Raw genomic sequence first — 24,776 nt, forward strand, 5'->3', positions numbered from 1 at the left:
TGCGGCCAGCTGATGGCACTATAGACAGGCGCCGTATTCGTTGTCATGCGCTGTGTGCCACGGGGCGGTGCACGGGCAGCTGCTTAGCGGATGAACAGCTTGTAGACCAGGCGCTGCAAGGCTTTGCCATAAGGCGGGTAGATCAGCCGTGCGGCGTTGAAACGTTGCTTGGCAAGTACGGCCTTGGCCTTGCTGAAGGTCAGGAAACCGTCGTGGCCATGGTAGTGGCCCATGCCCGAAGGGCCGATGCCGCCGAAGGGCAGGTCGTCCTGGGCCACATGCAGCAGGGTGTCGTTCAGACATACCCCGCCGGAGTGGGTGTGGCGCAGCACATGCTCTTGGCCGGCCCGGTCATAACCGAAGTAGTACAGCGCCAGCGGGCGCGGGCGCTGGTTGATGTAGGCCAGCGCCTGGTCGAGGCTGTCGTAGGGCACCAGCGGCAGCAGCGGGCCGAAGATTTCGTCCTGCATTACCTGCATGCTGTCGTTCACGTCCAGCAGCAGGTGGGGTGGCAGGCGCCGGCCCTGGCGGGTTTCACCAGGGTACAGGTCAAGCACCTGCGCACCTTTGTCGCGGGCATCGTCCAGCAGGTGCTGCAAGCGCTGCAGCTGGCGGGGGTTGATGATGGCGGTGTAGTCGGGGTTGTCGGCAATGCGTGGGTACAGGCGGCGCACGGCGCGCTGGTAGGCGTCGCTGAAGGCCGCCAGCCGTTCGCGCGGCACCAGCACATAGTCGGGGGCTACGCAGGTTTGCCCGGCGTTGAGGGTTTTGCCGAAGGCGATGCGCTCGGCGGCGCTGTCCAGTGGCACGTCGGCCGACACGATGGCCGGTGACTTGCCGCCCAGCTCCAGGGTAACCGGGGTCAGGTTCTGCGCCGCCGCCAGCATGACTTGCCGGCCCACGCTGGTGGCACCGGTGAACAGCAGGTGGTCGAAGGGCAAGTGGGCGAAGGCCTGGCCCACCGCTACCTCACCCAGCACCACGCTGACCAGATCGGAGGGAAACACCTGCTCCAAGAGTTGTTTCAAGGCCTGGGCGCTGGCGGGCGTGGCTTCGCTGAGCTTGAGCATGACCCGGTTGCCTGCGGCCAGGGCGCAGGTCAGCGGGCCGATGGCGAGAAACAGCGGGTAGTTCCACGGCACGATGATGCCCACCACCCCCAGCGGCTGATAACGTACCTGCGCGCTGGCCGGCTGGAAGGCCAAACCGACCCGTCGCCGGCCGGCGCGCATCCAGCGATGCAGGTGCCTTTCGGCGTGGCGCAGGCCCTGTACCGAGGGCAGCAGCTCGGCCAGCAGGGTCTCGTCGGCGCTGCGCCCGGAAAAATCCTCGCTGATGGCCTCGATCAGCCCAGCCTGGTTGGCCAGCAAGGCTTCGCGCAGGGTTCTCAGCCATTGCAGTCGCTGGGCCGCCGGCGGCAGGGGGTTGCCGGCGAAGGCCTGGCGCTGGGCAGCGAACATCGCCGCAAGGTCGAGGTCTGATTGCACAGGGGTCACGGCACTGGGCGCGTTCATGGCAGCGTTTGATCCGGGCAGGAAATGTCTAGAGCCTATACTCTAATCGGGACGATGGTGCGAATTTTTCCCCGCCGCCGAACGGTGCATTCCACCTGTAATACGCCGTAAGATGACCCTTTGATGAAAGCCCGCAGACTGGGAGCTGAGCATGGCCCCGCGCATGAAGACCCGAGAGCGCATCGTGCAGAACAGCCTGGAGCTGTTCAACCAGCAGGGCGAACGCAGCGTCAGTACCAACCACATTGCCGCGCACATGGAAATCTCGCCCGGCAACCTGTATTACCACTTCCCCAACAAGCAGGCGATCATTGCCCTGTTGTTCAGCCAGTATGAAGAACTGGTAGACAGCTTCCTGCGCCCGCCGCAAGGCCGCCAGGCAACCGTGGAGGACAAGCGGTTCTACCTCAAGGCCTTGCTCGCGGCGATGTGGAACTACCGCTTCCTGCACCGCGACCTGGAGCACCTGCTGGACAGCGACGCGGAGCTGGCCGCCCGTTACCGGCGTTTTTCCGAGCGCTGCCTGCGCCAGGGCCAGGCGATCTACCGCGGCTTTGTCGAGGCGGGCATCCTGACCATGGCGCCGGCGCAGATCGAATCGCTGACCATCAATGCCTGGATCGTGCTGACGTCCTGGGTCCGTTTCCTCAGCACTACGCGTGAACATTCCGCGCACCTGGGTGAAGAAGCCTTCAAGCGGGGCGTCTATCAGGTGCTGGTGCTGGAACTCGGCTACGTCACCGAGGGTGCGCGCAGTGCTGTGGACGCCCTGTGCAAGGAATTCCATGTACCGTTCAACCAGGCTCTGGAACATTGACCCAGGGCCCTAGTGCCATCGATCAGGAGATTGTCATGCCCCTTGCGCAATTGATCACCCCGCAGCAGTTGGCCGAGCGTCTGGGCTCGCCCAAGTTGGTGATCCTCGACTGTCGCTTTGCCCTCGAGGATGTGGACTACGGCCAACGCAGCTATGCCCAGGGGCATATTGCCGGGGCGCATTTTGCCGACCTGGACCGCGACCTCAGCGGGCCGGTGAGCAAGGGGCACACCGGGCGCCATCCGCTGCCCGATGCGCGCCGGCTGGTGGAGCGCCTGCGCGAGTGGGGCCTGGACAACGACAGCGAGGTGGTGCTGTACGACGACGGCCCTGGCGCCTTTGCCGCCCGGGCCTGGTGGCTGCTGGCCTGGCTTGGCAAGCGCAACGGCGTGGCGATCCTCGATGGTGGCCTGAAGGCTTGGCATGCGGCGCACCTGCCGTTGAGCCTGGACTCACCGTCCAAACGTGAAGGCACCTTCAGTGGTGAGCCGGATGCCAAGCTGCTGATCGATGCCGAACACCTGGGCAAGCGCCTGGGCAGCACTGACCTGACCTTGATCGATGCGCGTGCCTTGCCGCGTTTTCGCGGTGAAGTAGAGCCGATCGACCCGGTGGCGGGGCATATTCCCGGGGCCCAGTGCGCGGCGTTTACCGACAACCTGGGGGCTGATGGTCGCTTCTTGCCTGTGGATCAACTCAAGCAGCGCTTTGCCGAAAAGCTGGCCGGGCGGGCACCGGAGCAATTGGTGTCTTACTGCGGGTCTGGGGTGACGGCTTGCCATAACCTGTTTGCGATGGCGCTGGCAGGGTATCCGCTGGGCAAGCTGTACGCCGGGTCGTGGAGCGAGTGGATCAACAACCCGCAGCATGCCGTAGCTACCGGCGAGTAAGCAGGTCCGGCCTCATCGCCGGCAAGCCAGCTCCCACAGGTACGTCACTGCCCATCAGGGCTGTGCCCTACCTGTGGGAGCTATTGCCTTGCTCACATTCCAAAGCTTGCGCGATCCCTGTGGGAGCTGGCTTGCCGGCGATGAGGCCGGTACTGCCAATGAAAACTGCGGTTCTTACTGGCCTTCGACCAGCCACTGCGGAATCCGCCGCTCCAGGTAGTACCCCGGGTTGCGCAGGCTGCCATCGACAAACCCCACATGGCCACCGCGGCGGTGCAGTTCGAAGCGGGTCTGGGGTGCCAGTTCACGGGCCGTAGGCAGGCTCTGGCCGGCCACGAACGGGTCATCGCTGGAATGGATGATCAGCGTCGGGGTGCGGTTATGGCCGAGGAAGAAGTGGCTCGATGAGCGGCGATAGTAGTCGTGCACATCGCGAAAGCCATTGAGCGGTGCCGTGACTTTGCCGTCGAAGTCCCAGAACGTGCGCAAGTTGGTCAGTTGCCCCAGGCGCTCCAGCGCCGCCAGCCGTTCATGCTCGCCCTGCTCGTGGAAGTGCCGCTGCTTGAGCTGAACATACGCCAGCATCTCGCGCATGAAATGCGCCTGGTACACCTTGGAAAAGCCCTGGCCGATACGGTCGGCGCAGTGGTCCAGGCGAAAGGGCACCGACACGGCAACTGCCGCCTCCAGCTGGCTGGCAACGCCGCTCTCTCCCAGGTATTTCAACAGCACATTGCCACCCAGCGAGTAACCCACCGCATACAGCGGCGCCAACGGTCGCTGGGCGTGCAGGTGGCTGACAATTTCTGCCAGGTCTTCGCTGGCTCCGGAATGGTAGCTGCGCGGCAGCAGGTTGGGTTCGCCTGAGCAACCACGCCAGTTCACCGCCACGCTGGCCCAGCCGCGGTTTTGCAGCGCTTGCTGCAACCCTTTGACGTAGGGTGAATGGGACGAGCCGGTCAGCCCATGTAGCACGAGCACCAGTGGCGCCTGTGCCTGATGCGGGCCATGCCAGTCGAGATCGATGAAATCGCCGTCGGCCAGCCACAGGCGCTCGCGGTTGCGCTGCAGCTCAGGCAGCTTGCGCCACAAGGGGCCCCACAGCGTCTGCAGGTGGGGGTTGGACAGGCCGATGGCCGGACGGAAGGTGGCGCTTGGGCTGGGCATGCTGGGCAACTCATGATGTGCTTGCCTAGAGTGCCATGAAAAAGCGCCACAGTACCTGCGCTATTGGTCGGTGGCCGGCAGTGGTTGTTGCGCGGTGGGTGGGCCGACACTGACGCGTACCGCCTGGCTCAAATCGAGCTGACGCTGCATGACGGCGCGGACATCTGCCGGTGTCAGCCTGGCGAGGCGCTCGATGCAGCTGTCGAGAAAGTCGGCGGGCTGGCGTTGATGGGTAATTTGTGTGAGCAAGGCTGCCAGCAGCTTGTTCTGTGCCACATCGCGCAGCAGTTGCCCTGCCAGTTGCTTGCGCGCCACTTGCAGCTCGGCCTGGGTTGGCCCTTGTTCGATGAACTCGCGCAGCAACGTTTCAACCAGTACTTGAGAGCCTTCGACGTATTCTGGCGCGATATCCCATTCGGCGCTGAACAGGCCACCTGCGCTCAAAGCATTTACCCGAGTGTAGATGCCATACGTCAACCCGCGGCGGTGCCGCAGTTCATTCATCAAGCGTGACGCAATTCCCGACCCCAATACTTCACTCGCCAACACCAGGGCCGGATATTGCGGATGATTGGCGGGCACGCTCATGGGTAATGCAATCAGGACGGCACTGCTTGCGCCAGGCTGTTCGACGCTGAGCGTGGTGCCGGTTGCTGGAGCAGCGGCCGGCAGCTCGATTGCGGACCAGCCTTGGGGCAGCGCCTGACTGATCTGTTGTGAAACGGCCTGAGCCTGTGCAAGGGAAAGGTCCCCTACTACTACGATGTCCAGGTTACTGGCGCAGTAGGCACGTTGGTGGAAGCGCCTCAGATCCTCCGGGGTAACCTGGTCTATCCCTTGCGGAGTGCTGCCCGATGGGTTGCCATATGGATGACCACTGAACATATGACGAAAAGCTTCGCTACGCGCTCTCAGGCGAGGGTGCTTCTCGCGAGATGCATCGTGCCGCAGCAGTTGGCTTTTTATCTTGGCTAGCGCGTCAGCGGTGAAGGCAGGGCGTGCCACAAGGTCGATGAAAAGCGCCAGTGCCGGTTCGAACAGTGCTTCGGTGCTCAGGCTTCGCAAGCTCAGGGTTGCGTGCTCCAGGCGGATCTGCTTTTCCATGACAGCGCCCAGGCGCTCCAGTTGCTCTGCTTGCTGAGTGGCGGTGTGCTGCTGGCTGCCCTCTTCGAGCATGTAGAACGCCAGGGATGCCAGGCCGGGGAGTACGGTGTCCTGGGTTGTACCGGCCCTGAATTGCAGCACGATATCGACTATTGGCAGCCCTCGGGCTTCGACGAACTTCACCGCTGTGCCGCTATCCGTTGTCCACGCCTGGACGTGGGTATCAATGGGTTCGAAGAGGTCCAGATCAACCCCTTGGGCCGACACCAGACCACCATGAACAGGGCTATCTGCAGTGGGGTATGAATTCGAGTCATTCATCAGCGCTTTCCTTGTGATGCGTAAAGGTGATGGTGGTCCGGGATTCGGTCAGGAAGTCATAAGCGGCCAGGCCTACCTGCTCGGCTGTCACGGCTCCGATGGCTTGCCGTTCATCCTCCAGTGCAACAGGGTCCAGGCCGCAGGCGGCCTGCTTGCCGATGGCTTCTGCCTGCTTGCCGATATCGTCCCTGTCGAATAATCGCTCGGCCAGAAGCCGTGCCTTGGCGCGCTGGAGGTCTTCTTTGCTGGGCGCTGACTGTCGGAACGCTTCGATTTCCATCAGCAGCCGTTCTGCCGCCGCCTCGGGTGCAACCTGCGGGCTGCAGAACGCGTAAAACGTCAGCAGGCTGTCCCCTCGTTGCCAGGGTTCATAGTCCGACCACACACCTTGCAGGACCGGTTCATCAAGCACGAGCAGGCGCTGGAGGAGGCTGGCCTGGCCTTGGGCAAGAATCTGGGGCAGCAGGCGCAGTGCATACGCTTGTGAGTCAGACCGGGCGGTGCATTGACTGGGTAGGTTGAAACTGATGATCACGCCCGTGTGCAGGCCGTGCTGGCGCAAGGTTTGAACGCGCCGAACCAGGCTGGAGGGCTCTACAGGTATTTGCCGGGCCGGCAGGCGATGAGCGGGGATCGCTGCGAAGTGTCGCGTTACCAGCGTTTGCAGTTGCGCCAAGGTAATGTCGCCGGCCACTGCCAGCGTCGCGTTGTTGGGGTGGTACCAGGTCCGGTACCACGTGCGTGCCGCGGCGGGTGTCATGTGGCCGAGGTCAGTCTTGTAGCCGATCGCGGGCGTGCCATAGCCGCGGTTGTCATAGGCCAGCAGCAGGTGATGTTCCAGGGCCTGCGACCATGGGTCGTTATCAACGTCTTCGCGTCGTTCAGCCATGACAACCGCCAGTTCGCGGGCAAAATGTGCATCGCTGAGGGTGGCGCTGGCCATGATATCGGCCATGGCTTCCAGGGCGATCTCCAGGCGGCTGGCGGGCAACGTCAGCGGAAAGGCCTTGGCATCGGGGAGGGTGAATGCATTTGCCTCACCACCCAAGTGGGTCATGAGGGAGGAGTATTGCCCCCCAGCCAGTTTGCTGCTGCCTTCGAACAGCAAATGCTCAAGGGCATGCGAAAGGCCGGTATGGCCTTCGGGCTCGTAGCTGGAACCCACGTGATACCACAGCTGTGCGCTGACCAGCGGGGCGCGGTGGTCTTCGCGCAGAAAGACGCGCAAGCCATTGGCGAGGGTAAAAGCACTTACCCGGCTAGCCGGTGTGGGCGGGGAGGGGCGGTCGGTCATGGTTGAAGTGCTCCTTCAAGAAACAAAGGAGCAGCTTCAGCCACGCAGGCGGCGGGAATGCGGTAACTAAGTAAGCCAAACCCGGCTTACCGGGTCATCCTCGCTGCCAGAGCGCGTAATGCACCTGGCCGGTTTTCTTCTCGCGGTGCAGGCGCCAGTTGCCGGGCATCGGCAGTGTTGACGGCGCCGCTTCGCTTTCGGTGTAGATCAGCGCCTGTTCGCCCAGCCACTGGTTTTGCTCCAGCAGGTTGCAGGTGTTGGCCAGCAGGTCCTGGTGGAACGGCGGGTCGAGGAACACCACGTCGAACTGTTGCTTGGCCGGGCCTTGCAAGTAGCGCAGGGCATCGGTTTGCAGGATTTGCCCGCGCGGGCAACGCAGGATTTCGAGGTTGTTCTTCAGGTTGCCGATCGCCGCCGGGTTGCTGTCCAGTGCCACGGCATCCTTGGCGCCGCGAGACAGGGCTTCGAGCACCAGGGCACCGCTGCCGGTGAAGGCATCCAGAACGCGGGCACCCTCGATGTGCGGCGCCAGCCAGTTGAACAGGGTTTCGCGCACGCGGTCAGGCGTTGGCCGCAGGCCTTCGCCTTCCGGTACCGCCAGGCGGCGGCTACGCCACTCGCCGGCGATGATGCGCAGGTGGCCCTGGCCCTTGCTTTGGCCCGATTGCGGGCGGGCGGGAGGGGTGGATCTTGGCATTAGTGCTCCGGTACCCCGAGCGCTTGCTCGGAGGGCTTGTCAGTGGGGGCTGGCAGCGGTTTTTGTGGCACTTTCGGGCCTACGGTGACGATCACCAGTTTATCGGCTGACAGGTGTTTGTTCATGGCCGCCTTGACCTGCTCGACGGTGAGGGCCTGGGACTGCTGCATGAAGTCCTCCAGCCAGGTCAGCGGCAGATTGTAGAAGCCGATTGCGCCCAACTGGCCGACGATGCTGGCGTTGCTTGCATTGGACAGCGGGAAGCTGCCGGCCAGTTCGCGCTTGGCATCGTCCAGCTCTTGCTGGGTGGGGCCTGTCTTCAGGTAGTCGGCAAGAATATCCTGTACCAGCTTGAGCGTGCCTTCACTGAGCTCGGCACGGGTCTGCAGGTTGATCATGAACGGGCCGCGCACCTGCATGGGGCTGAACACCGAGTACACGCCGTAGGTCAGGCCACGCTTTTCACGCACTTCGCTCATCAGCCGGGTACCGAAGGCGCCACCACCGAGGATCTGGTTACCCAGCGACAAGGCTGGCCAATCCGGGTCCTGGCGGTCGATACCAAGCTCAGCCAGCATGAGGTGAGTCTGTTTGGACGGGAAGTCGATGTGGGTCAGGCCGGCCTTGGCTTCGCTGGGCTGGGCTGGCGCGGCAAGCGCCGGGCCTTTGGGCAGGCCCGCCGAAACCTGGGCGGCAATGGCTTCGGCCTCGGCACGGCTGAGGTCGCCGACCAGAGCGATTACTGCGTTGCCGCCGGTATAAGCCTTGGCGTGGAAGGCGCGCAGTTGTGCCAGGGTAATGCCGGTGATGGTCTCTGCGGTGCCATCGCTTGGGTGGGCGTAGGGGTGGTCGCCATAGAGGTTGCCGAACAGCGCTTTGCCCGCGATCTTGCCGGGGTTCTGCTTCTCGTATTCGAAGCCGGCCAGCATCTGGTTCTTGATGCGCTTGAGGGCGTCCTCGGGGAAGGTCGGCTTGCCGGCCACTTCGGTGAACAGCTTGAGCGCAGGTTCGCGCTTGTCCTTGATGCTTAGGCTGCGCAGCGACGCCACGGCCATGTCACGGTAGGAGCCGTTGCCAAAGTCTGCGCCCAGGCCTTCGAAACCTTCGGCGATGGCGGTGACGTCCTTGCCGGCCACACCCTCGTTGAGCATGGCGTTGGTCAGCGCCGCCAAACCAGGTGTTCCGGCGTCCTGGCTGCTGCCGGCGGCAAAGGTGACGCGCAGGTCGAACATCGGCAGTTCACGGGCTTCCACGAACAGCACACGGGCGCCTTCAGCGGTGCTCCAGTGCTGGATGTTCAGCTGGCGCCGGCTGGGTGCCTTGCCATCCAGCTCGGCCAGCGACTGCAAGGTGTTGGCCGGGCGGGCGGCGCTGGTGTCCGCCTTGGCGGCGTTGTCGGCCATGGCCGGGGCGGCCAGCACTGCCGCCAGCGCCAGGGCGCGGATGCCCGTGGCCAGGAGGGTTGGGCGCGGTGCGCGACGATCACTCATGAGCGGACTCCTCGGGCAGTACATGGGCAACGCTCAGGCGTTCGCGGGTGAAGTAGGTGCGCGCGGCGTCCTGGATGTCCTGCGGGGTGACGCGCTTGAGCTCGTCCAGCTCGCTGTCGATCAGTTTCCAGGACAGGCCGACGGTTTCCAGCTGGCCGATGGTGGTGGCCTGGCTGCTGATGGAGTCGCGGTCGTAGACCAGGCCGGCAATGACCTGGGCGCGTACGCGTTCGAGCTCTTCGGCGCTGGGCGGGGTGGTCTTGAGTTCTTCAAGCAACTGCCAGATGCCTTTCTCCACATCGTCGAGGGTTTTCTGCTTTTGCACGTTCGGCGTGGCCGAGATCAGGAACAGGCTGTCGCCGCGGGTGAAGGCGTTGTAGCTGGACGAGGCGCCGGCCACCAACTCCTGGCCACGCTCCAGGCGTGCCGGCATGCGGGCGCTGTAGCCGCCGTCGAGCAGTGCCGAGATCAGGCGCAGGGCATGCACGGTGCGCGGGTCCTTGGCGGTGGGCAGGCCGGGCACGTTGAAGCCATAGATCAGGCTGGGCAGCTGGGTGCGTACGTGCAGGGTCAGCTGGCGCTGGCCAGGCTCGGCCAGCTCCAGTGGCAGCTTGGCCGGCGGTACGGCGCGCTTTGGAATGCTGCCGAAATACTTCTGTGCCAGGCCCTTGACCTCGTCGGCGGTGACATCGCCGACCACCACCAGGGTGGCATTGTTGGGGGCGTACCAGGACTCGTACCAGTGGCGCAGTTCTTCGACCTTCATGCGCTCCAGGTCCGCCATCCAGCCGATGGTCGGCGTGTGGTAGCCGCTGGCCGGGTAGGCCATGGCGCGGAACAGCTCGAACGCCTTGGAGTTGGGCTGATCGTCGGTGCGCAGGCGGCGTTCTTCCTTGATTACCTCGATTTCGCGGCTGAACTCGTCGGCCGGCAGGCGCAGGCTGGCCAGGCGGTCGGCCTCCAGCTCCAGGGCGACCGGCAGGCGGTCGCGGGCCAGCACCTGGTAATAGGCGGTGTAGTCGTCGCTGGTGAAGGCGTTTTCTTCGGCACCCAAGTCACGCAGGATGCGCGAAGCTTCGCCGGGGCCGACCTTGGCGCTGCCCTTGAACATCATGTGTTCCAGCGCATGGGACAAACCGGTCTGGCCCGGGGTTTCGTAGCTGGAACCGACCTTGTACCAGATCTGCGAGACCACCACCGGGGCGCGATGGTCTTCGCGCACGACCACCTTCAGGCCATTGTCGAGGATGAATTCGTGGGTGGGTTGCACATCGGCGGCGAAGGCCACGAGCGGCAGGCAGAGCGTGCCGAGCAACAGGCCAGCGGCGCGGCGGGCTAGAGCATTCATAAGGTGTTTAACCTGTTCGGCGGCCCGCTGGGTTTAGCGTCGGCGGGCCAGGAGGTGCTAGGATACTGATCCGGTTGCCTGGCGACCATGCCTGTCGCCGTTCTGGCCCGCAGGACACTAAGACAAAACGTTGCGCATGAACCAGCAGGCTTCAAGATAGTCTGTTCTGCGTAGAGAGAATTCCCGATGGGCCATTGCTGGCTCATCGCTACCCTGAGATAGCCGTCCTCCATGTTTGGTTCCAACGACGACAAGAAAGCGCCGGCCGAGGCTGGCGAGAAGAAAGGCCTGTTCAGCTGGTTTCGCAAGAAGCCGCAGCAACCTGTCGCCGAACAGCCACAAGCCCCAGAGCCGCAGGCTGCAGAGCCTGTAGCGCCGCAGCCCGCCGTCGAGCGCCCTGAAGCTGCTCCGGTCGAGCCGGTGGTTGCACAAACCCCCGTACCTGCAACCGAGGCGCCTCGGGCCGCCGAGCCGGCAACTGCCCCAGTGGTTACCCCGGTCCTTGAGCCCGCGCCCACCCCAGTGGCCGCCCCGGTCTTCGAGCCTGCACCCGCCCCAGTCCCGGCCCCCGAGCCTGCGCCGGCTGCAGAGGTTGTCCCGACCCTTCAGCCTGCCCCGGCCCCTGTGGGAGCGGGCGTGCCCGCGAATGCGCAGCCTGCGGCTCCGCAGGTCGAAACCCCTGCGCCGGTAGCTGCTCAAGCCGTTGAACCCCCTGTCAGCAACCTGGTCCTGCCCGTTGCCGAGGAACCTGTCGCTCTCGTCCCAGACCTGGAGCCAAAGGCCCCCCCAGCGATCCCCGAGCGTCAGGTGGCAGAGCCCGTCGCACCAGAGCCCGAGCCAGCTCCCGCAGCCGTCGCAACCGTTACCGAACAAGCCAAACCCGGCTTCTTCGCCCGCCTCAAGCAGGGCCTCTCGAAGACCAGCGCCAGTATCGGCGAGGGCATGGCCAGCCTGTTCCTCGGCAAGAAGGTCATCGACGACGACCTGCTCGACGAAATCGAGACGCGCCTGCTGACCGCCGACGTCGGTGTGGAAGCCACCTCGGCCATCGTCCAGAACCTGACCCAAAAGGTTGCCCGCAAGCAGCTGGCCGACGCCGACGCGCTTTACAAATCGCTGCAGGAAGAACTGGCCGCGCTGCTGCGCCCGGTCGAGCAACCGCTGAAAGTGCAGGCGCAGAACAAGCCCTATGTGATCCTGGTGGTTGGCGTGAACGGCGCCGGCAAGACCACCACCATCGGCAAGCTGGCGAAAAAGCTGCAGCTGGAAGGCAAGAAAGTCATGCTGGCTGCCGGTGACACCTTCCGTGCCGCCGCGGTCGAGCAGCTGCAGGTGTGGGGCGAGCGTAACCAGATTCCGGTGATCGCCCAGCACACCGGCGCCGACTCCGCGTCGGTGATCTTCGACGCCGTGCAGGCCGCCAAGGCCCGTGGCGCCGACGTGCTGATCGCCGACACTGCCGGCCGCCTGCACACCAAAGACAACTTGATGGAAGAGCTGAAGAAGGTCCGTCGGGTGATCGGCAAGCTCGACGCCGATGCGCCACACGAGGTGCTGCTGGTACTCGACGCCGGCACCGGCCAGAACGCCATCAGCCAGGCCAAGTACTTCAACCAGAGTGTCGAACTGACCGGCCTGGCCCTGACCAAGCTGGACGGCACCGCCAAAGGCGGGGTGATCTTTGCCCTGGCCAAGCAGTTCAACATCCCGATCCGCTTCATCGGTGTTGGTGAAGGCATCGACGACCTGCGTACCTTCGAAGCCGAGCCGTTCGTCAAGGCTCTGTTCGCCGAGCGAGACTGACCATGATCCGATTCGAACAGGTTGCCAAGCGCTATCCCAATGGTCATGTGGGTTTGCATGAGCTGAGTTTCCGGGCGCGCCGGGGCGAATTCCTGTTCGTCACCGGCCATTCGGGCGCCGGCAAGAGCACCTTGCTGCGCTTGTTGCTGGCCATGGAACGCCCGACCAGCGGCAAGCTCATGCTGGCCGGTCAGGACCTGGGCCAGATCAGCAACGCGCAGATCCCGTTCCTGCGTCGGCAGATCGGCGTGGTGTTCCAGAACCACCAGCTGTTGTTCGACCGCACGGTGTTCAACAACATCGCCTTGCCACTGCAGATTCTCGGCTTGTCCAAGGCCGAGATCGCCAAGCGCGTGGATTCGGCGCTGGAGCGTGTGTCGCTGTCCGACAAGGGCGAACTGTTCCCGGCCGACCTGTCCACCGGGCAGCAGCAGCGGGTGGGTATCGCCCGCGCCATCGTGCACCAGCCGGCCCTGCTGCTGGCCGACGAACCCACCGGTAACCTCGACCCGCGCCTGGCAGCTGAGATCATGGGCGTGTTCGAGGACATCAACCGCCTGGGCACCACGGTATTGATCGCCAGCCATGACCTGGCACTGATTGCGCGCATGCGCCACCGCATGCTGACCTTGCAGCGCGGCCGCTTGATCGGCGATGGGGAGGCCGGGCAATGAGCACTATACGTACGCCGAAGGTTTCCGAGCGGGTTGCGCCAAAGCCGGCCGACCCGCAACCGGAGAAGAAAAAGCGCGGCGAGGACGATGACGGCCCGGATTTCCGCACACTGCTGCATGCCTGGCTGGAAAGCCACCGTGCCAGCATGGCCGACAGCCTGCGCCGCCTGGGCAAGCAGCCGATCGGCAGCTTTTTCACCTGCCTGGTGATGGCGGTGGCGCTGAGCATGCCCATGGGCCTGTCGTTGCTGCTGAAGAACGTCGAGCAGCTGGGCGGTTCGTGGCAGCGCGCTGCGCAGATTTCGCTGTACCTCAAGCTCGATGCCGGCAGCCGCGATGGTGAAGCGCTGCGCGACGAGATCAAGGGCATGCCTGGGGTGGCGGACGCGCAATTTGTCAGCCGCGAGCAGGCGCTGGAGGAATTCCAGCAGCAGTCCGGGCTGGGCGAGGCCCTGCGCGAACTGCCCGACAACCCGCTGCCTGGCGTGGTGGTAGTGACCCCGACCGAGGTCGACAAGCCGGCCCTGGACGCCTTGCGTCAGCGCCTGTCGGAGCTGCCACGGGTGGAAGTGGCGCAACTGGACCTGGTGTGGGTCGAGCGCCTGGCGGCCATCCTCAAACTGGGTGACCGCTTCGTCTTCGGCCTGGCCGTGATGCTGATTTCTGCCCTGCTGTTAGTAATCGGTAACACAATTCGTCTACACATTGAAAACCGCCGTGTCGAGATCGAAGTGATCAAGCTGGTAGGCGGCACTGACGCCTACGTGCGCCGGCCTTTCCTGTACATGGGCGCCCTGTATGGCCTGGGTGCGGGCTTGCTGGCGTGGGGTATCCTGGCGTTTGGCCTGAACTGGCTCAACGACGCGGTGGTAGGGCTTTCCGGGCTGTACGGCAGTGACTTCGCCCTGGGCGGGGTGCCGGCGTCCGATGGTCTGTCGCTCTTGATCGGAGCGGTGCTGTTGGGGTATATCGGTGCATGGATTGCCGTCGCTCGTCATCTGAACGAGCTGGCGCCGCGATAGTTTTTACGTGCCAGCATTGACATTTTCTTCACTGCGGAACTTGTACCGTCGTCCCAGGTCAATGTTGGCAGCGCCCACAAGGCGCGAGTTTAGTAAGTCGGAGGTTCTTGAATGACCACATCGTTGCAACCTGCCTATGCCCTGGTACCCGGTGCAAACCTGGAAGCCTATGTGCACACGGTCAACAGCATCCCGCTGCTGACGGTCGAGCAGGAGCGTGATCTGGGCGAGCGTCTCTATTATGAGCAGGATGTCGAGGCCGCTCGTCAAATGGTGATGGCCCACCTGCGTTTCGTCGTACATATCGCCCGCAGCTATGCCGGCTACGGGCTGGCCCAGGCTGACCTGATCCAGGAAGGCAACGTCGGCCTGATGAAGGCCGTCAAGCGCTTCAACCCGGAAATGGGCGTGCGCCTGGTGTCGTTCGCCGTACACTGGATCAAGGCAGAGATCCACGAGTTCATTCTGCGCAACTGGCGCATCGTCAAGGTGGCCACCACCAAGGCCCAGCGCAAGCTGTTCTTCAACCTGCGCAGCCAGAAGAAGCGCTTGGCGTGGCTGAACAACGACGAAGTGCATCGCGTGGCAGAAAGCCTTGGCGTCGAACCGCGTGAAGTGCGTGAGATGGAAAGCCGTCTGAGTGGCCAAGACATGGCCTTCGACCCGGCAGCGGAAGCTGACGACGACAGCGCCTTCCAGTCGCCTGCGCATTATCTGGAAGACCACCGTTACGACCCGGCGGTGCAGTTGGAGGATGCCGACTGGAGCGATAACTCCACCAGCAACCTGCACGAAGCGCTGCAAGGGCTGGACGAGCGTAGCCGCGATATTCTCTATCAGCGCTGGTTGGCGGAAGAGAAGGCCACGCTGCATGAGCTGGCAGACAAGTACAGCGTATCGGCTGAGCGGATTCGCCAGCTGGAGAAAAATGCGATGAACAAGGTCAAGGCATTGATCGCAGCCTGATCGAGCCTTGGTTGTAGAGAAGCCGCTGGCCCCGACGGGGCGAGCGGCTTTTTTGTGCACGGCGTGAATGTTGTGACGCCCGAGAGATCGAGCGCCGCCCGCGCGGCGCTCGATTTGCGCATCACCGCAAAATTCAAAGCTTGTTGCGCGAAGTATCGAGCTGCATCAGGTAACCGGGCCCACCCAACTGGCTCATCTGCCGGCGAATCCACCCCGCCCGGCTAGCCACATAGGCACTTGGCCGGCTGGCACTCCACTTGATCGGGCTTGGCAGCACTGCGGCCAGTTGTGCGGCCTGCTGGCGGCTGAGCCGACTGGCATCGACACCAAAGTGATAACGCGCCGCTGCCTGGGCGCCAAATACGCCTTTGCCCCATTCGGCACTGTTCAGGTAAACCTCAAGAATCCGCTCCTTGGACCAGAACAGCTCGATCAGGGCCGTGAACCAGGCCTCCAGCCCTTTACGGAACCAGCTGCGCCCGGACCACAGGAACAGGTTCTTGGCCACTTGCTGGGTCAGGGTGCTGGCACCGCGAACATTGCCGCCGCGCTCGTTGTAGGCCAGCGCCGCCTGGATAGCCGGGATGTCGAACCCCCAGTGGCTGGCGAACTTCTGGTCCTCGCCGGCGATGACGGCAACCTTCAGCTCATCGGAGATGTTCTCCCACGGCTCCCAGTCGCGCTGCAGATCGATGGATTCTCCATTCACCCAAGACTGCACCTTGCGCTCGACCATCAGGGCCGTGCCGGGTGGTGGCACCCAGCGGAACACCAGTACCAGCACAATGCTGCCGGCAGCAAACCATAGCAGGGCACGGGAGAGGCGGCGGAGAAGGGTTGGCAGCATGGCGATGGCTTGGCCGTACGGGTGGAAGGGGCCATTATACAGACCCGATACAAGGAGTCGTCCCATGCTTCGCAGCTTCCTGATGCTTGCCGCCTTTTTCGGCTTTACCGGGGTCGCCCTGGGTGCCTTCGCTGCCCACGGCCTGAAAAGCCGGCTGACGGCAGACTACCTGGCGATCTTCCACACGGGCGTGACCTACCAGCTGGTGCATGCCTTGGCGATCTTCGCCGTCGCCGTGCTCTCGGTACACCTGCCCGGGCGCCTGGTCGGCTGGGCTGGCGGCCTGTTTGCCTTAGGCATCGTGCTGTTCTCCGGCAGCCTGTACCTGCTGACCCTCAGCGGCCTCGGCAAGCTGGGCATCATCACGCCGATCGGCGGCCTGTGCTTCCTGGCCGGCTGGCTGTGCCTGGGCCTGGCAGCCTGGCGGCTGGGCTGACCGAGTGGTCCACAATCGCGACTAATGGCGTGCACCGGCCTTGGGTTGCAGGTGGGTTCGGCGCTAGAATGCGGGCCCCAAAGAACAATGGTGGCCGTGCGCATGCGCATTCAACTGAACGGTGAACCTTACGAACTGCCTGCTGGCGAAAGCGTTGCAGCCCTGCTGACGCGCCTGGAACTGACCGGGCGCCGTGTGGCAGTAGAGCTGAACCTGGATATCGTGCCGCGTAGCCAGCACGACAGCACGCTGCTGAACGACGGCGACCAGGTCGAAGTGGTCCACGCCATCGGTGGTGGCTGACAGCAGCCCGGCGGTTTACAAGCAAGCCCAGCAACCTATTCCCGAGGAACAACGATGAGCAACGTTCGTAGCGACAAGCCCTTCACCCTGGCCGGGCGTACTTTCCAGTCGCGCCTGCTGGTCGGCACCGGCAAGTACCGTGACATGGAAGAAACCCGCCTGGCCACCGAGGCCTCGGGTGCCGAAATCGTCACCGTCGCCGTACGCCGCACCAACCTTGGCCAGAATGCGGGCGAGCCGAACCTGCTCGACGTACTGTCGCCCGACAAGTACACCATCCTGCCGAACACCGCAGGCTGCTTTGACGCGGTGGAAGCGGTGCGCACCTGCCGTCTGGCTCGTGAACTGCTGGACGGGCGCAAGTCGCACGAATCCCGCACGCTGGTGAAACTGGAAGTGCTGGCCGACCAGAAAACCCTGTTCCCCAACGTGATCGAAACCCTCAAGGCCGCCGAAGTGCTGGTCAAGGAAGGTTTCGACGTAATGGTGTACACCAGCGACGACCCGATCATCGCCCGTCAGCTGGCCGAAGCCGGCTGCATCGCGGTCATGCCGCTGGCTGGCCTGATTGGCACCGGCCTGGGCATCTGCAACCCCTACAACCTGCAGATCATCCTGGAAGAATCCAAGGTGCCGGTGCTGGTCGATGCCGGCGTAGGTACCGCTTCTGACGCCACCATCGCCATGGAAATGGGCTGCGAGGCAGTGCTGATGAACTCGGCCATCGCCCACGCCCAGCAGCCGGTGCTGATGGCCGAAGCCATGAAGCACGCCATCGTCGCCGGTCGCATGGCCTACCTGGCCGGCCGTATGCCGAAGAAACTCTATGCCAGCGCCTCTTCGCCGCTGGATGGTCTGATCAAGTAAGAGCTCCTGATGACTGAATCGCACGATACGCCGATCACCCCCGACGGCGAAGCCCGCCCACACCGCCGCATCAAGAGCTTCGTGATGCGCGCCGGGCGCATGACCGAAGGCCAGCAACGCGGCCTGGACCAGGGCGGCCCGCTATACATCCTGCCGCTGGCCGACAGCCCGGTGGACTACGACCAGGTGTTCGGCCGTTCGGCGCCGCGCACCCTGGAGATCGGCTTCGGCATGGGCCATTCCCTGCTGGAAATGGCGGCTGCCGCGCCTGAGCAGGACTTCATCGGTGTGGAAGTTCACCGCCCGGGTGTCGGCGCGCTGCTCAACGGCGTACTGACTCAGGGCCTGAAGAACCTGCGGGTGTACGACTGCGATGCCATCGAAGTGCTGAACCGCTGTGTGGCGGACAACAGCCTCGACCGCCTGATGCTGTTCTTCCCAGACCCTTGGCACAAGGCGCGCCACCACAAGCGCCGCATCGTCCAGCTGGAGTTTGCCGAGCTGGTACGTCGCAAGCTCAAGCCCGGTGGCGTGTTCCACATGGCCACCGACTGGGAGCCGTATGCCGAGTACATGCTGGAAGTGATGAGCGCCGCCCCGGGCTATCGCAACCGTGCAGCCGACGGCACCTACGTGCCACGCCCGGAAGAGCGCCCGATCACCAAGTTCGAACGCCGCGGCGAGCGGCTGGGGCATGGGGTATGGGACTTGAAGTTCGAGAAGGCGGATTGATCGGCTGATCTGGCCTTTCGATGTGCTGGTGCTTGCAGAAATGCGGGCGAAAAAAACCGCCTTGAGAAAGGCGGTTTTTTTGTGAGCGACAGGACTGAGTATCCTTCGCTCTGGGACTTCACCGAAAACGTCCCCACAGTCAGGGGATCATAAGCAGCCAAAAAGGGCGCGTCAACGATCAGAAATATCCAGCATCACGTGTGTCTGCGCGGTTAACAGCTTTGATTGCGCATCCCAATTATCATCGTGTTGCTCCTGTGGGGAAAAATTCGGTGATGGGTCGGGTGGGAGAAGAATTCTGCTTTCCGGCCCCTTCGACACGGCCTGAGAACCGTGCCGGTAACTGACTTCGAAGGGCCATTAACCTGGCCACTTCACCGAACACGTCCCCAGAGTTTTCGAAGGCATCGAAGTGCCGGTTAGATGCTGGAAGATTGGCCCGCCAACACGGAGGCCAAGGCATATGAAGCGTTTGCTTGATGCGCTGAGCCGCGTCTGGAAGCTCATTCGGATCTTGATTGTGCTCAAGACCGTTCGGGACTTCATGCGTGACCACTTCGATGATGCCCGTTAAGGGCTAGTCAGGTGGTAGGGCTGCCCTGGTTTCCCGGGGCAGCTTTTTGCAACCCTTACCCTCGGCGATCAGCCACCACACCAATCAACACCAGCACCACCAGCAACACCGGCGCCAGCGCGTAGTTGTTGAACTGGCCCAGCCCCTTCACCACCCACGGCGTGGCGTAGATCAGTGCCGCACCGCTGCCCACCATCACCATCAGCGCCATGAACGGCACCCGCAGTGCACCCGCCAGGCCACCGAGGCGTTGTTCGGCCCAGGCTTTGACATCGCTGCCGAACAGCACCAGCAGGCAGCCTACCAAGGCCAGGGAAATCTCCGACAGATTGCCGCGGCTCCAGCGGGAAACCGTCGCGAGTAGATCAAGTACCAGATCCATGGGTCATCCTTAGGTCAAGAAATACTGCAGCAGGTCGTTGAGGAACAACTGGCCCCTTGGCGTGGCTACCAGTCGATCCGGTTCGACCTGTAAAAGGCCTTTTTGTTCGGCGGCGCGGCGTGCCTCGCGCAGTTGTGCAAGCGGCAAACCAGTGCGCTGGGTGAACAGTTCGGCTTCCACGCCATCGGTCAGGCGCAAGGCGTTCATCAGGAACTCGAACGGCAGCTCGTCGACCGGCAGCAGCTTCTCGCCGGCCTTGAACGGCTTGGCCAGGTTCAGGTAGTCCTTGGGCAGGCGGGTTTTCCAGGTGCGCAGGATGCGGCCGTCGGCGAAGGTCAGCTTGCCGTGTGCACCGGCACCAATGCCGATGAAGTCGCCAAAGCGCCAGTAGTTGAGGTTGTGCTGGGCTGCACGGCCCGCCTGGGCATAGGCCGAGACCTCGTATTGGCGATAGCCGTGCTCGGCCATCACTGCCTGGCCGGCCTCCTGGATGTCCCAGAGGATGTCGTCCTCGGGCAGCTCTGGCGGCTGGTTCCAGAACACCGTGTTCGGTTCCACTGTCAGCTGGTACCACGACAGGTGCGTCGGCCCCAGGTCGATGGCCTGGCGCAGGTCACCCAGCGCGTCATCCAGCGACTGGTCGGGCAGGCCGTGCATCAGGTCCATGTTGAAGTTGTCGAAGCCGGCAGCACGCGCCATGCCGGCAGCACGGACCGCTTCGTCACCATTGTGGATGCGTCCCAGCGCCTCCAGCTTGGCTGGCTGGAAGCTCTGTACGCCGATGGACAGGCGGTTGATGCCGGTTTGCCGGTAGGCCTTGAACTTGTCCTGCTCGAAGGTACCCGGGTTGGCCTCCAGGGTGATTTCGATGTCTGGCGCGAACGGGATGCGTTGTTCCACGCCGCGCAGCAGCCGCCCCAGGGCGTTGGCACTAAACAGGCTGGGTGTACCGCCACCAAAGAAGATCGAGCTGATCGGGCGGCCCTGTACGGCGGCCAGCTCCTGGTCAAGGTCGTCCAGCAGGGCCGAGACGTAGGCGTCTTCCGGCAGTTCAGGCCCGGCAGCGTGGGAGTTGAAGTCGCAGTAAGGGCATTTGCGTACGCACCACGGGATGTGGATGTACAGCGCCAGCGGCGGCAGGCTGGTAAAGGCCGCCGCGCCGGGAGAGGACAGCATTTCGATCATGCCAGGCCCAGACGTTGGCGCAGCAGGGCCATGGCACGGGCGCGGTGGCTGAGCTGGTTTTTATCTGCCGGGGCCAGGTCGGCGCTGGAGCAGTTGCGCTCCGGTACCCAGAACAGCGGGTCGTAGCCGAAACCGTGCTCGCCGCTGGCTTCGAACAGGATGCTGCCGTGCCACAGGCCTTCGCACAGGATCGGCAACGGGTCGTCGGCATGGCGCACCAGCGCCAGGACGCAGACGAACTGCGCGCCGCGCTCGCCTTCGGGCACGTCTTTCAGGGCCTCGAGCAGCTTGGCGTTGTTCGCTGCGTCACCCTTGCCGTCGGCATAGCGTGCCGAGTAGATACCCGGCGCACCACCGAGGAAGTCCACGGCCAGGCCAGAATCGTCGGCCAGGGCCGGCAGGCCGGAAATACGCGCGGCGTTGCGTGCCTTGAGGATGGCGTTCTCGACAAACGACAGGCCGGTTTCTTCCGGCTCGACCTGGCTGAACTCGCCAATCGAGCGCAGCTGCACGGACTGGCCGAGCATGGCCTGGAGTTCCTTGAGTTTGCCGGCGTTATGGCTGGCCAATACGAGTTGCTGGAAATTCATCATTCGCCTGGGAACACTTCCTGGTTGAAGCTGAGGGAGTTACTGATGCCGCCTGTTTCGATGTTCAGGTCGAAGGTGACGGTTTCTGGCTGGTCGATCTTGAACTGGGCGATGTAGTACACCGCGCCCTGTTCGTTAACCTGCTTGAACGACAGCGGGCTGCTGCGCCCGGTCAGGTCCTTGACGGTGCCGCTGACCACCGCCATGGCAGGTTTGTCGGCCTTGAGCACGGTAATGTTGAGCACGCCCTGATTCTTGCTGCGTATCAGCCCGGTGGCTGCGGCCACCTTGGGTGTAAGCATGCTCGACGTGAATGCGCTGTAATGCACCGTCACGTCGCCAAACACTTCCTTGCGCTCGGGCCGGGCGGCATCGGCAGCCAGTACCGGCAATGCCAGGCACAGGCTGATCAGGAACAGGGCTAGGCGACGCATGGGGCAATTCCTCCGGTGGGCGTCAGACAGCGAGCTGGTGCTCTGGCAGGCCCGGGCTGCTGACGCGGTAGATGCCGATCTCACCTAGAAGATTAGGCCAAAGCCGGCCACCCCACCCGTTGCGGTGCAAGTGGTCGACGGCCAGGCGGTCAAGCACCTTGGCCCTGCGTTCGTGCACCAGCTCCTCGAAGTCGGCGAAGGTGCAGAAGTGGATGTTCGGCGTGTTGTACCAGGTATACGGCATGAAGTCCGATACTGGCATGCGGCCTTTGGTCGCCAGGTACCAGCGGCAGCGCCAGTGGCCGAAGTTGGGGAAGGTGATGATGCACTGGCGGCCCACACGCAGCATCTCGTCGAGGATGCGGTCGGGGTACTCCACGGCCTGCAGGGCCTGGGTCATGATCACTACGTCGAAACTGTTGCTGGCGAAGTTGCCCAGGCCCTTGTCCAGGTCCTGCTCGATGACGTTGACGCCCTTGGCCACGCAGGCGGCGATGTTGTCGGCGTCGATCTCCAGGCCATAGCCGGTGACCTGCTTGCGGTCACGCAGCGAGGCCAGCAGTTCGCCGCTGCCGCAGCCCAGGTCGAGTACCCGGCTGCCGGCGGGGATCCAGTCGTGGATGATTTCCAGATCGGCTCTCATGCTGTCCTCAGATGGCAATGCGGTTCATGTAGTTCGAGAAACCCTGGATGTAGCGAGGCGTGGGGATCAGGAAGGCATCGTGCCCGTAAGGCGATTCGATCTCCAGGTAGCAGACGTTCTTGCGCGCAGCCATCAGGGCGTCGACGATCTCGCGCGAGCGGGCCGGCGAGAAGCGCCAGTCGGTGGTGAACGACATGATGCAGTAATCCGCCTTCACGTGAGCCAGGGTGGCAGCCAGGTCACCGCCTTGAGCTGCGGCCGGGTCGAAGTAGTCCAGCGCCTTGGTCATCAGCAAGTAGGTGTTGGCGTCGAAACGGCCAGAAAACTCCTCGCCCTGGTAGCGCAGGTAGCTTTCGACCTGGAACTCGACGCTGTGGAAGTCGTAGTTGAGCTTGTCGCTTTTCAGTTCACGGCCAAATTTCTCACCCATCGAGTCGTCGGACAGGTAGGTGATGTGACCGACCATGCGTGCCAGCATCAGGCCGCGCTTGGGAATCACACCCTGATCCTGGAACGAACCCCCATGGAATTCGGGGTCGGTGAGGATTGCCTGGCGAGCTACTTCGTTGAAGGCGATGTTCTGCGCCGACAGCTTGGGTGCCGAGGCGATGTCGACGCAATGGCGCACACGCTCCGGGTAGCTGATGGTCCATTGCAGGGCCTGCATGCCGCCCAGGCTGCCGCCGACGACAGCGGCCCATTGCTGGATGCCCAGGCGCTCGCCCAGGCGCACTTGGCTGTGTACCCAGTCCTCTACGGTCAACACCGGGAAGTCGGCGCCATAAGGCTTGCCGGTGGCCGGGTTCACGCTGCTGGGGCCGGTGCTGCCGTTGCAGCCGCCGAGGTTGTTCAGGCTGACCACGAAGAAGCGGTTGGTGTCGATCGGTTTGCCAGGGCCGATGCAGCTGTCCCACCATCCCGGTTTGCGGTCGGTGGCGGCATGGTAGCCGGCGGCATGGTGGTGGCCGGACAGGGCATGGCAGATCAGCACGGCGTTGCTCGCGCTGGCGTTCAGGGTGCCATAGGTCTCGTAGACCAGCTCGTAACTGGCCAGGGAGCGGCCACAAGCCAGTGCCAGCGGTTCATCGAACCGGGCGGTTTGCGGTACTACCAGACCGACGGAATCTTCGGGAAAGACAGTGGACATCGACCCTGCTCACGCTTGACGGAGGCGTAAGTCTAAAGAGCGCTACCCCCAGCGGCAAGCAAAGGCTTGCCGCTGGAAGCAACCAGGGTCAGATCATGCGCCACAGTTCTTGTGGCATGCCTGCGTAGGCGGCCAGCGGGGGCATGACGAACGATTGGATCACCTGGATCGCCAGGAAGGCGAAGATCGGCGAGATGTCCATGCCGCCCAGGTTGGGCACGAGGCGGCGGAACGGTGCCAGCACCGGCTCGCTGATCTGATAGGCCAGCTCGGCGGCCGGGTTGTGGCTGTTGGGGGCAACCCAGGAGACGATGACCATGACAATCATCGCCACCCAGAAAATCTTCAGGAACAGCGAGGTGATGCCGATGATCGCCCACATCAGCAGGTGCAGGACGTCACCGAAGGTGCCGTAGGTGACCATCAGCACGAAGCCCATCAGCAGGGCCTGGATGATGACCGCCAGCAGCAGCGACGAGGTGTCCAGCCCACCGATGCTGGGGATGATCCGGCGGATTGGCTTGAGCAGCGGCTGCGTGGCGCGCACTGCGAACTGGCACAGCGGGTTATAGAAGTTGGCTTTGACCAGTTGCAGGACAAAACGCAGCAGGACGATCACCAGGTAGAGGCTGACCAGGGTTTGCACCACGAAGATCGCGGCGCCGGACAGTGCATTCATCTAAAGCTCCTTATTTGCCCAGTTGTTCGGCCAGTTCGGCGGAGCGCGTGGCCGCAGCCTGCAGCGCCTGCTCGACGATGGCTTCGAAGCCGCTGGCCTGGAACGATTTGATCGCAGCTTCGGTGGTGCCGGCGGGCGAGGTGACGCGGCGGCGCAGCTCGGCGGCATCGACATCGCTGGCAACCGCCATGCGGGCAGCGCCAAGGGCGGTCTGCAAGGTCAGCCGGGAAGCGGTTTCACGTGGCAGGCCGAGCTTTTCGCCTGTTGCGGTCATGGCCTCGATCAGCAGGAAGAAGTACGCAGGGCCGCTGCCGGACACTGCGGTCACGGCGTCCAGTTGTTGTTCCTGATCCAGCCACAGGGCCGTGCCGACAGCCGACAGCAGTTGTTCGGCCTGCTGGCGCTGCGTGTCGGACACTTCAGCGGTTGCGTACAGGCCGCTTACGCCCTGGCGCAGCAGCGCAGGGGTATTGGGCATGCAGCGCACCACCGGGCGAGCGCCCAGCCAGCTTTGCAGGCTGGCACAGGTGATGCCGGCGGCGATGGAAACGATCAGTTGGCCATCCTGCAGGTTGGGTTGCAGGGCCTGGCACACGGCTTTCATGACCTGCGGCTTGACCGCCAGGACGATGACGTCGGCGCCGTCGATGGCCTGGGCGTTGTTCTCGAACGTTTCGATGCCGTGCTCGGCCTGGATGCGGGTGCGGGTCTCGGCGCCCGGGTCGCTGGCGCGGATCTGCGAGGCGTCCAGGCCCTGGGCACGCAAACCACCGATCAGGCTGGCGGCCATGTTGCCGGCGCCGATAAAGGCAATACGTGTCTTGCTCATGTCAGGTCCTTGTGGGGAAGA

The 24,776-nt window shown here is 63.6% G+C and carries 26 protein-coding genes; 10 read left to right on the forward strand and 16 right to left on the reverse strand.

The window, feature by feature from the left end; all coding sequences use genetic code 11:
• Positions 1 to 83: 83 nt before the first annotated feature.
• On the reverse strand, positions 84 to 1,514 hold the full coding sequence (locus SB756_RS14125) for a coniferyl aldehyde dehydrogenase (protein ID WP_341797029.1): 1,431 nt from the start codon (positions 1,512 to 1,514) through the stop codon (positions 84 to 86).
• Between the two features lie 151 nt (positions 1,515 to 1,665).
• Here SB756_RS14125 and SB756_RS14130 point away from each other — a divergent pair, with 151 nt between their 5' ends.
• Both SB756_RS14130 and SB756_RS14135 read left to right on the forward strand, forming a co-directional pair.
• Positions 1,666 to 2,331, forward strand: a complete 666-nt coding sequence (locus SB756_RS14130) for a TetR/AcrR family transcriptional regulator (protein WP_341797028.1) — start codon at positions 1,666 to 1,668, stop codon at positions 2,329 to 2,331.
• Between the two features lie 35 nt (positions 2,332 to 2,366).
• On the forward strand, positions 2,367 to 3,221 hold the full coding sequence (locus tag SB756_RS14135) for a sulfurtransferase (RefSeq protein WP_341797027.1): 855 nt from the start codon (positions 2,367 to 2,369) through the stop codon (positions 3,219 to 3,221).
• 174 nt (positions 3,222 to 3,395) lie between these two features.
• Here SB756_RS14135 and SB756_RS14140 read toward each other — a convergent pair whose 3' ends face one another.
• The 6 genes from SB756_RS14140 to SB756_RS14165 form a co-directional block, all read right to left on the reverse strand.
• Complete coding sequence (locus SB756_RS14140) at positions 3,396 to 4,388, reverse strand: hydrolase (protein WP_410910999.1); 993 nt, start codon at positions 4,386 to 4,388, stop codon at positions 3,396 to 3,398.
• Positions 4,389 to 4,448: 60 nt separating this feature from the next.
• Entirely contained in the window at positions 4,449 to 5,813 is a 1,365-nt protein-coding gene (locus tag SB756_RS14145) for a M16 family metallopeptidase (RefSeq protein ID WP_410911000.1), read from the reverse strand.
• Entirely contained in the window at positions 5,806 to 7,107 is a 1,302-nt protein-coding gene (locus tag SB756_RS14150; protein ID WP_410911001.1) for a M16 family metallopeptidase, read from the reverse strand. Before SB756_RS14150 ends, SB756_RS14145 begins: the two co-directional genes overlap by 8 nt.
• 94 nt (positions 7,108 to 7,201) lie before the next feature.
• A complete protein-coding gene (rsmD, locus tag SB756_RS14155) occupies positions 7,202 to 7,804 on the reverse strand; it encodes a 16S rRNA (guanine(966)-N(2))-methyltransferase RsmD (protein ID WP_019473221.1) in 603 nt (200 codons plus the stop codon).
• The gene (locus tag SB756_RS14160) at positions 7,804 to 9,294 is read right to left on the reverse strand and encodes a M16 family metallopeptidase (RefSeq protein WP_410911002.1); all 1,491 of its coding nucleotides are present in this window, start codon (positions 9,292 to 9,294) and stop codon (positions 7,804 to 7,806) included. Before SB756_RS14160 ends, rsmD begins: the two co-directional genes overlap by 1 nt.
• The gene (locus SB756_RS14165; RefSeq protein WP_410911003.1) at positions 9,287 to 10,642 is read right to left on the reverse strand and encodes a M16 family metallopeptidase; all 1,356 of its coding nucleotides are present in this window, start codon (positions 10,640 to 10,642) and stop codon (positions 9,287 to 9,289) included. The genes SB756_RS14160 and SB756_RS14165 overlap by 8 nt, the downstream gene beginning before the upstream one ends.
• A gap of 231 nt (positions 10,643 to 10,873) precedes the next feature.
• Here SB756_RS14165 and ftsY point away from each other — a divergent pair, with 231 nt between their 5' ends.
• The 4 genes from ftsY (at position 10,874) to rpoH (ending at position 15,107) form a co-directional block, all read left to right on the forward strand.
• Complete coding sequence (gene ftsY / locus SB756_RS14170; protein WP_410911004.1) at positions 10,874 to 12,445, forward strand: signal recognition particle-docking protein FtsY; 1,572 nt, start codon at positions 10,874 to 10,876, stop codon at positions 12,443 to 12,445.
• Between the two features lie 2 nt (positions 12,446 to 12,447).
• The gene (gene ftsE, locus SB756_RS14175; protein WP_012274659.1) at positions 12,448 to 13,119 is read left to right on the forward strand and encodes a cell division ATP-binding protein FtsE; all 672 of its coding nucleotides are present in this window, start codon (positions 12,448 to 12,450) and stop codon (positions 13,117 to 13,119) included.
• Positions 13,116 to 14,141 (forward strand): permease-like cell division protein FtsX, encoded by a 1,026-nt coding sequence (gene ftsX, locus SB756_RS14180; protein WP_019473971.1) that lies wholly within the window; start codon positions 13,116 to 13,118, stop codon positions 14,139 to 14,141. The genes ftsE and ftsX overlap by 4 nt, the downstream gene beginning before the upstream one ends.
• A gap of 111 nt (positions 14,142 to 14,252) precedes the next feature.
• Complete coding sequence (gene rpoH, locus SB756_RS14185; protein ID WP_003249083.1) at positions 14,253 to 15,107, forward strand: RNA polymerase sigma factor RpoH; 855 nt, start codon at positions 14,253 to 14,255, stop codon at positions 15,105 to 15,107.
• Positions 15,108 to 15,240: 133 nt separating this feature from the next.
• On the opposite strand, the gene mtgA is transcribed toward rpoH, so the two are convergent.
• Positions 15,241 to 15,954 carry a monofunctional biosynthetic peptidoglycan transglycosylase gene (gene mtgA, locus SB756_RS14190; RefSeq protein ID WP_410911053.1) on the reverse strand — a complete coding sequence of 238 codons (714 nt, stop codon included), beginning with the start codon at positions 15,952 to 15,954 and terminating at the stop codon, positions 15,241 to 15,243.
• Positions 15,955 to 16,018: 64 nt separating this feature from the next.
• Here mtgA and SB756_RS14195 point away from each other — a divergent pair, with 64 nt between their 5' ends.
• The 4 genes from SB756_RS14195 (at position 16,019) to trmB (ending at position 18,292) form a co-directional block, all read left to right on the forward strand.
• The gene (locus SB756_RS14195) at positions 16,019 to 16,390 is read left to right on the forward strand and encodes a DUF423 domain-containing protein (protein ID WP_341797020.1); all 372 of its coding nucleotides are present in this window, start codon (positions 16,019 to 16,021) and stop codon (positions 16,388 to 16,390) included.
• Between the two features lie 102 nt (positions 16,391 to 16,492).
• On the forward strand, positions 16,493 to 16,693 hold the full coding sequence (gene thiS / locus SB756_RS14200) for a sulfur carrier protein ThiS (protein WP_033692437.1): 201 nt from the start codon (positions 16,493 to 16,495) through the stop codon (positions 16,691 to 16,693).
• Positions 16,694 to 16,747: 54 nt separating this feature from the next.
• A complete protein-coding gene (locus tag SB756_RS14205) occupies positions 16,748 to 17,560 on the forward strand; it encodes a thiazole synthase (RefSeq protein WP_016489647.1) in 813 nt (270 codons plus the stop codon).
• Positions 17,561 to 17,569: 9 nt separating this feature from the next.
• On the forward strand, positions 17,570 to 18,292 hold the full coding sequence (gene trmB / locus SB756_RS14210) for a tRNA (guanosine(46)-N7)-methyltransferase TrmB (protein ID WP_060516925.1): 723 nt from the start codon (positions 17,570 to 17,572) through the stop codon (positions 18,290 to 18,292).
• A 629-nt stretch (positions 18,293 to 18,921) separates the two neighbouring features.
• On the opposite strand, the gene SB756_RS14215 is transcribed toward trmB, so the two are convergent.
• The 8 genes from SB756_RS14215 to proC all read right to left on the reverse strand — a co-directional run bounded on the left by SB756_RS14215 (position 18,922) and on the right by proC (position 24,755).
• A complete protein-coding gene (locus SB756_RS14215; RefSeq protein WP_016502064.1) occupies positions 18,922 to 19,248 on the reverse strand; it encodes a DUF3392 domain-containing protein in 327 nt (108 codons plus the stop codon).
• Positions 19,249 to 19,257: 9 nt separating this feature from the next.
• On the reverse strand, positions 19,258 to 20,433 hold the full coding sequence (gene hemW, locus SB756_RS14220) for a radical SAM family heme chaperone HemW (RefSeq protein ID WP_410911005.1): 1,176 nt from the start codon (positions 20,431 to 20,433) through the stop codon (positions 19,258 to 19,260).
• Positions 20,430 to 21,026 carry an RdgB/HAM1 family non-canonical purine NTP pyrophosphatase gene (gene rdgB / locus SB756_RS14225; protein WP_353456619.1) on the reverse strand — a complete coding sequence of 199 codons (597 nt, stop codon included), beginning with the start codon at positions 21,024 to 21,026 and terminating at the stop codon, positions 20,430 to 20,432. The genes hemW and rdgB overlap by 4 nt, the downstream gene beginning before the upstream one ends.
• A complete protein-coding gene (locus SB756_RS14230) occupies positions 21,023 to 21,457 on the reverse strand; it encodes a DUF4426 domain-containing protein (RefSeq protein WP_410911006.1) in 435 nt (144 codons plus the stop codon). Before SB756_RS14230 ends, rdgB begins: the two co-directional genes overlap by 4 nt.
• Positions 21,458 to 21,479: 22 nt before the next feature.
• Positions 21,480 to 22,100, reverse strand: coding sequence for a methionine biosynthesis protein MetW (gene metW / locus SB756_RS14235; protein ID WP_016502060.1), 621 nt, complete (start codon positions 22,098 to 22,100; stop codon positions 21,480 to 21,482).
• Positions 22,101 to 22,107: 7 nt separating this feature from the next.
• Complete coding sequence (locus tag SB756_RS14240; protein WP_341797015.1) at positions 22,108 to 23,247, reverse strand: homoserine O-succinyltransferase MetX; 1,140 nt, start codon at positions 23,245 to 23,247, stop codon at positions 22,108 to 22,110.
• 88 nt (positions 23,248 to 23,335) lie between these two features.
• Complete coding sequence (locus SB756_RS14245; protein ID WP_016502058.1) at positions 23,336 to 23,926, reverse strand: YggT family protein; 591 nt, start codon at positions 23,924 to 23,926, stop codon at positions 23,336 to 23,338.
• A gap of 10 nt (positions 23,927 to 23,936) precedes the next feature.
• On the reverse strand, positions 23,937 to 24,755 hold the full coding sequence (proC, locus tag SB756_RS14250; protein WP_410911007.1) for a pyrroline-5-carboxylate reductase: 819 nt from the start codon (positions 24,753 to 24,755) through the stop codon (positions 23,937 to 23,939).
• Positions 24,756 to 24,776 lie beyond the last annotated feature (21 nt).

Source organism: Pseudomonas sp. SIMBA_068, from assembly GCF_046534705.1.
Classification (GTDB): domain Bacteria; phylum Pseudomonadota; class Gammaproteobacteria; order Pseudomonadales; family Pseudomonadaceae; genus Aquipseudomonas; species Aquipseudomonas putida.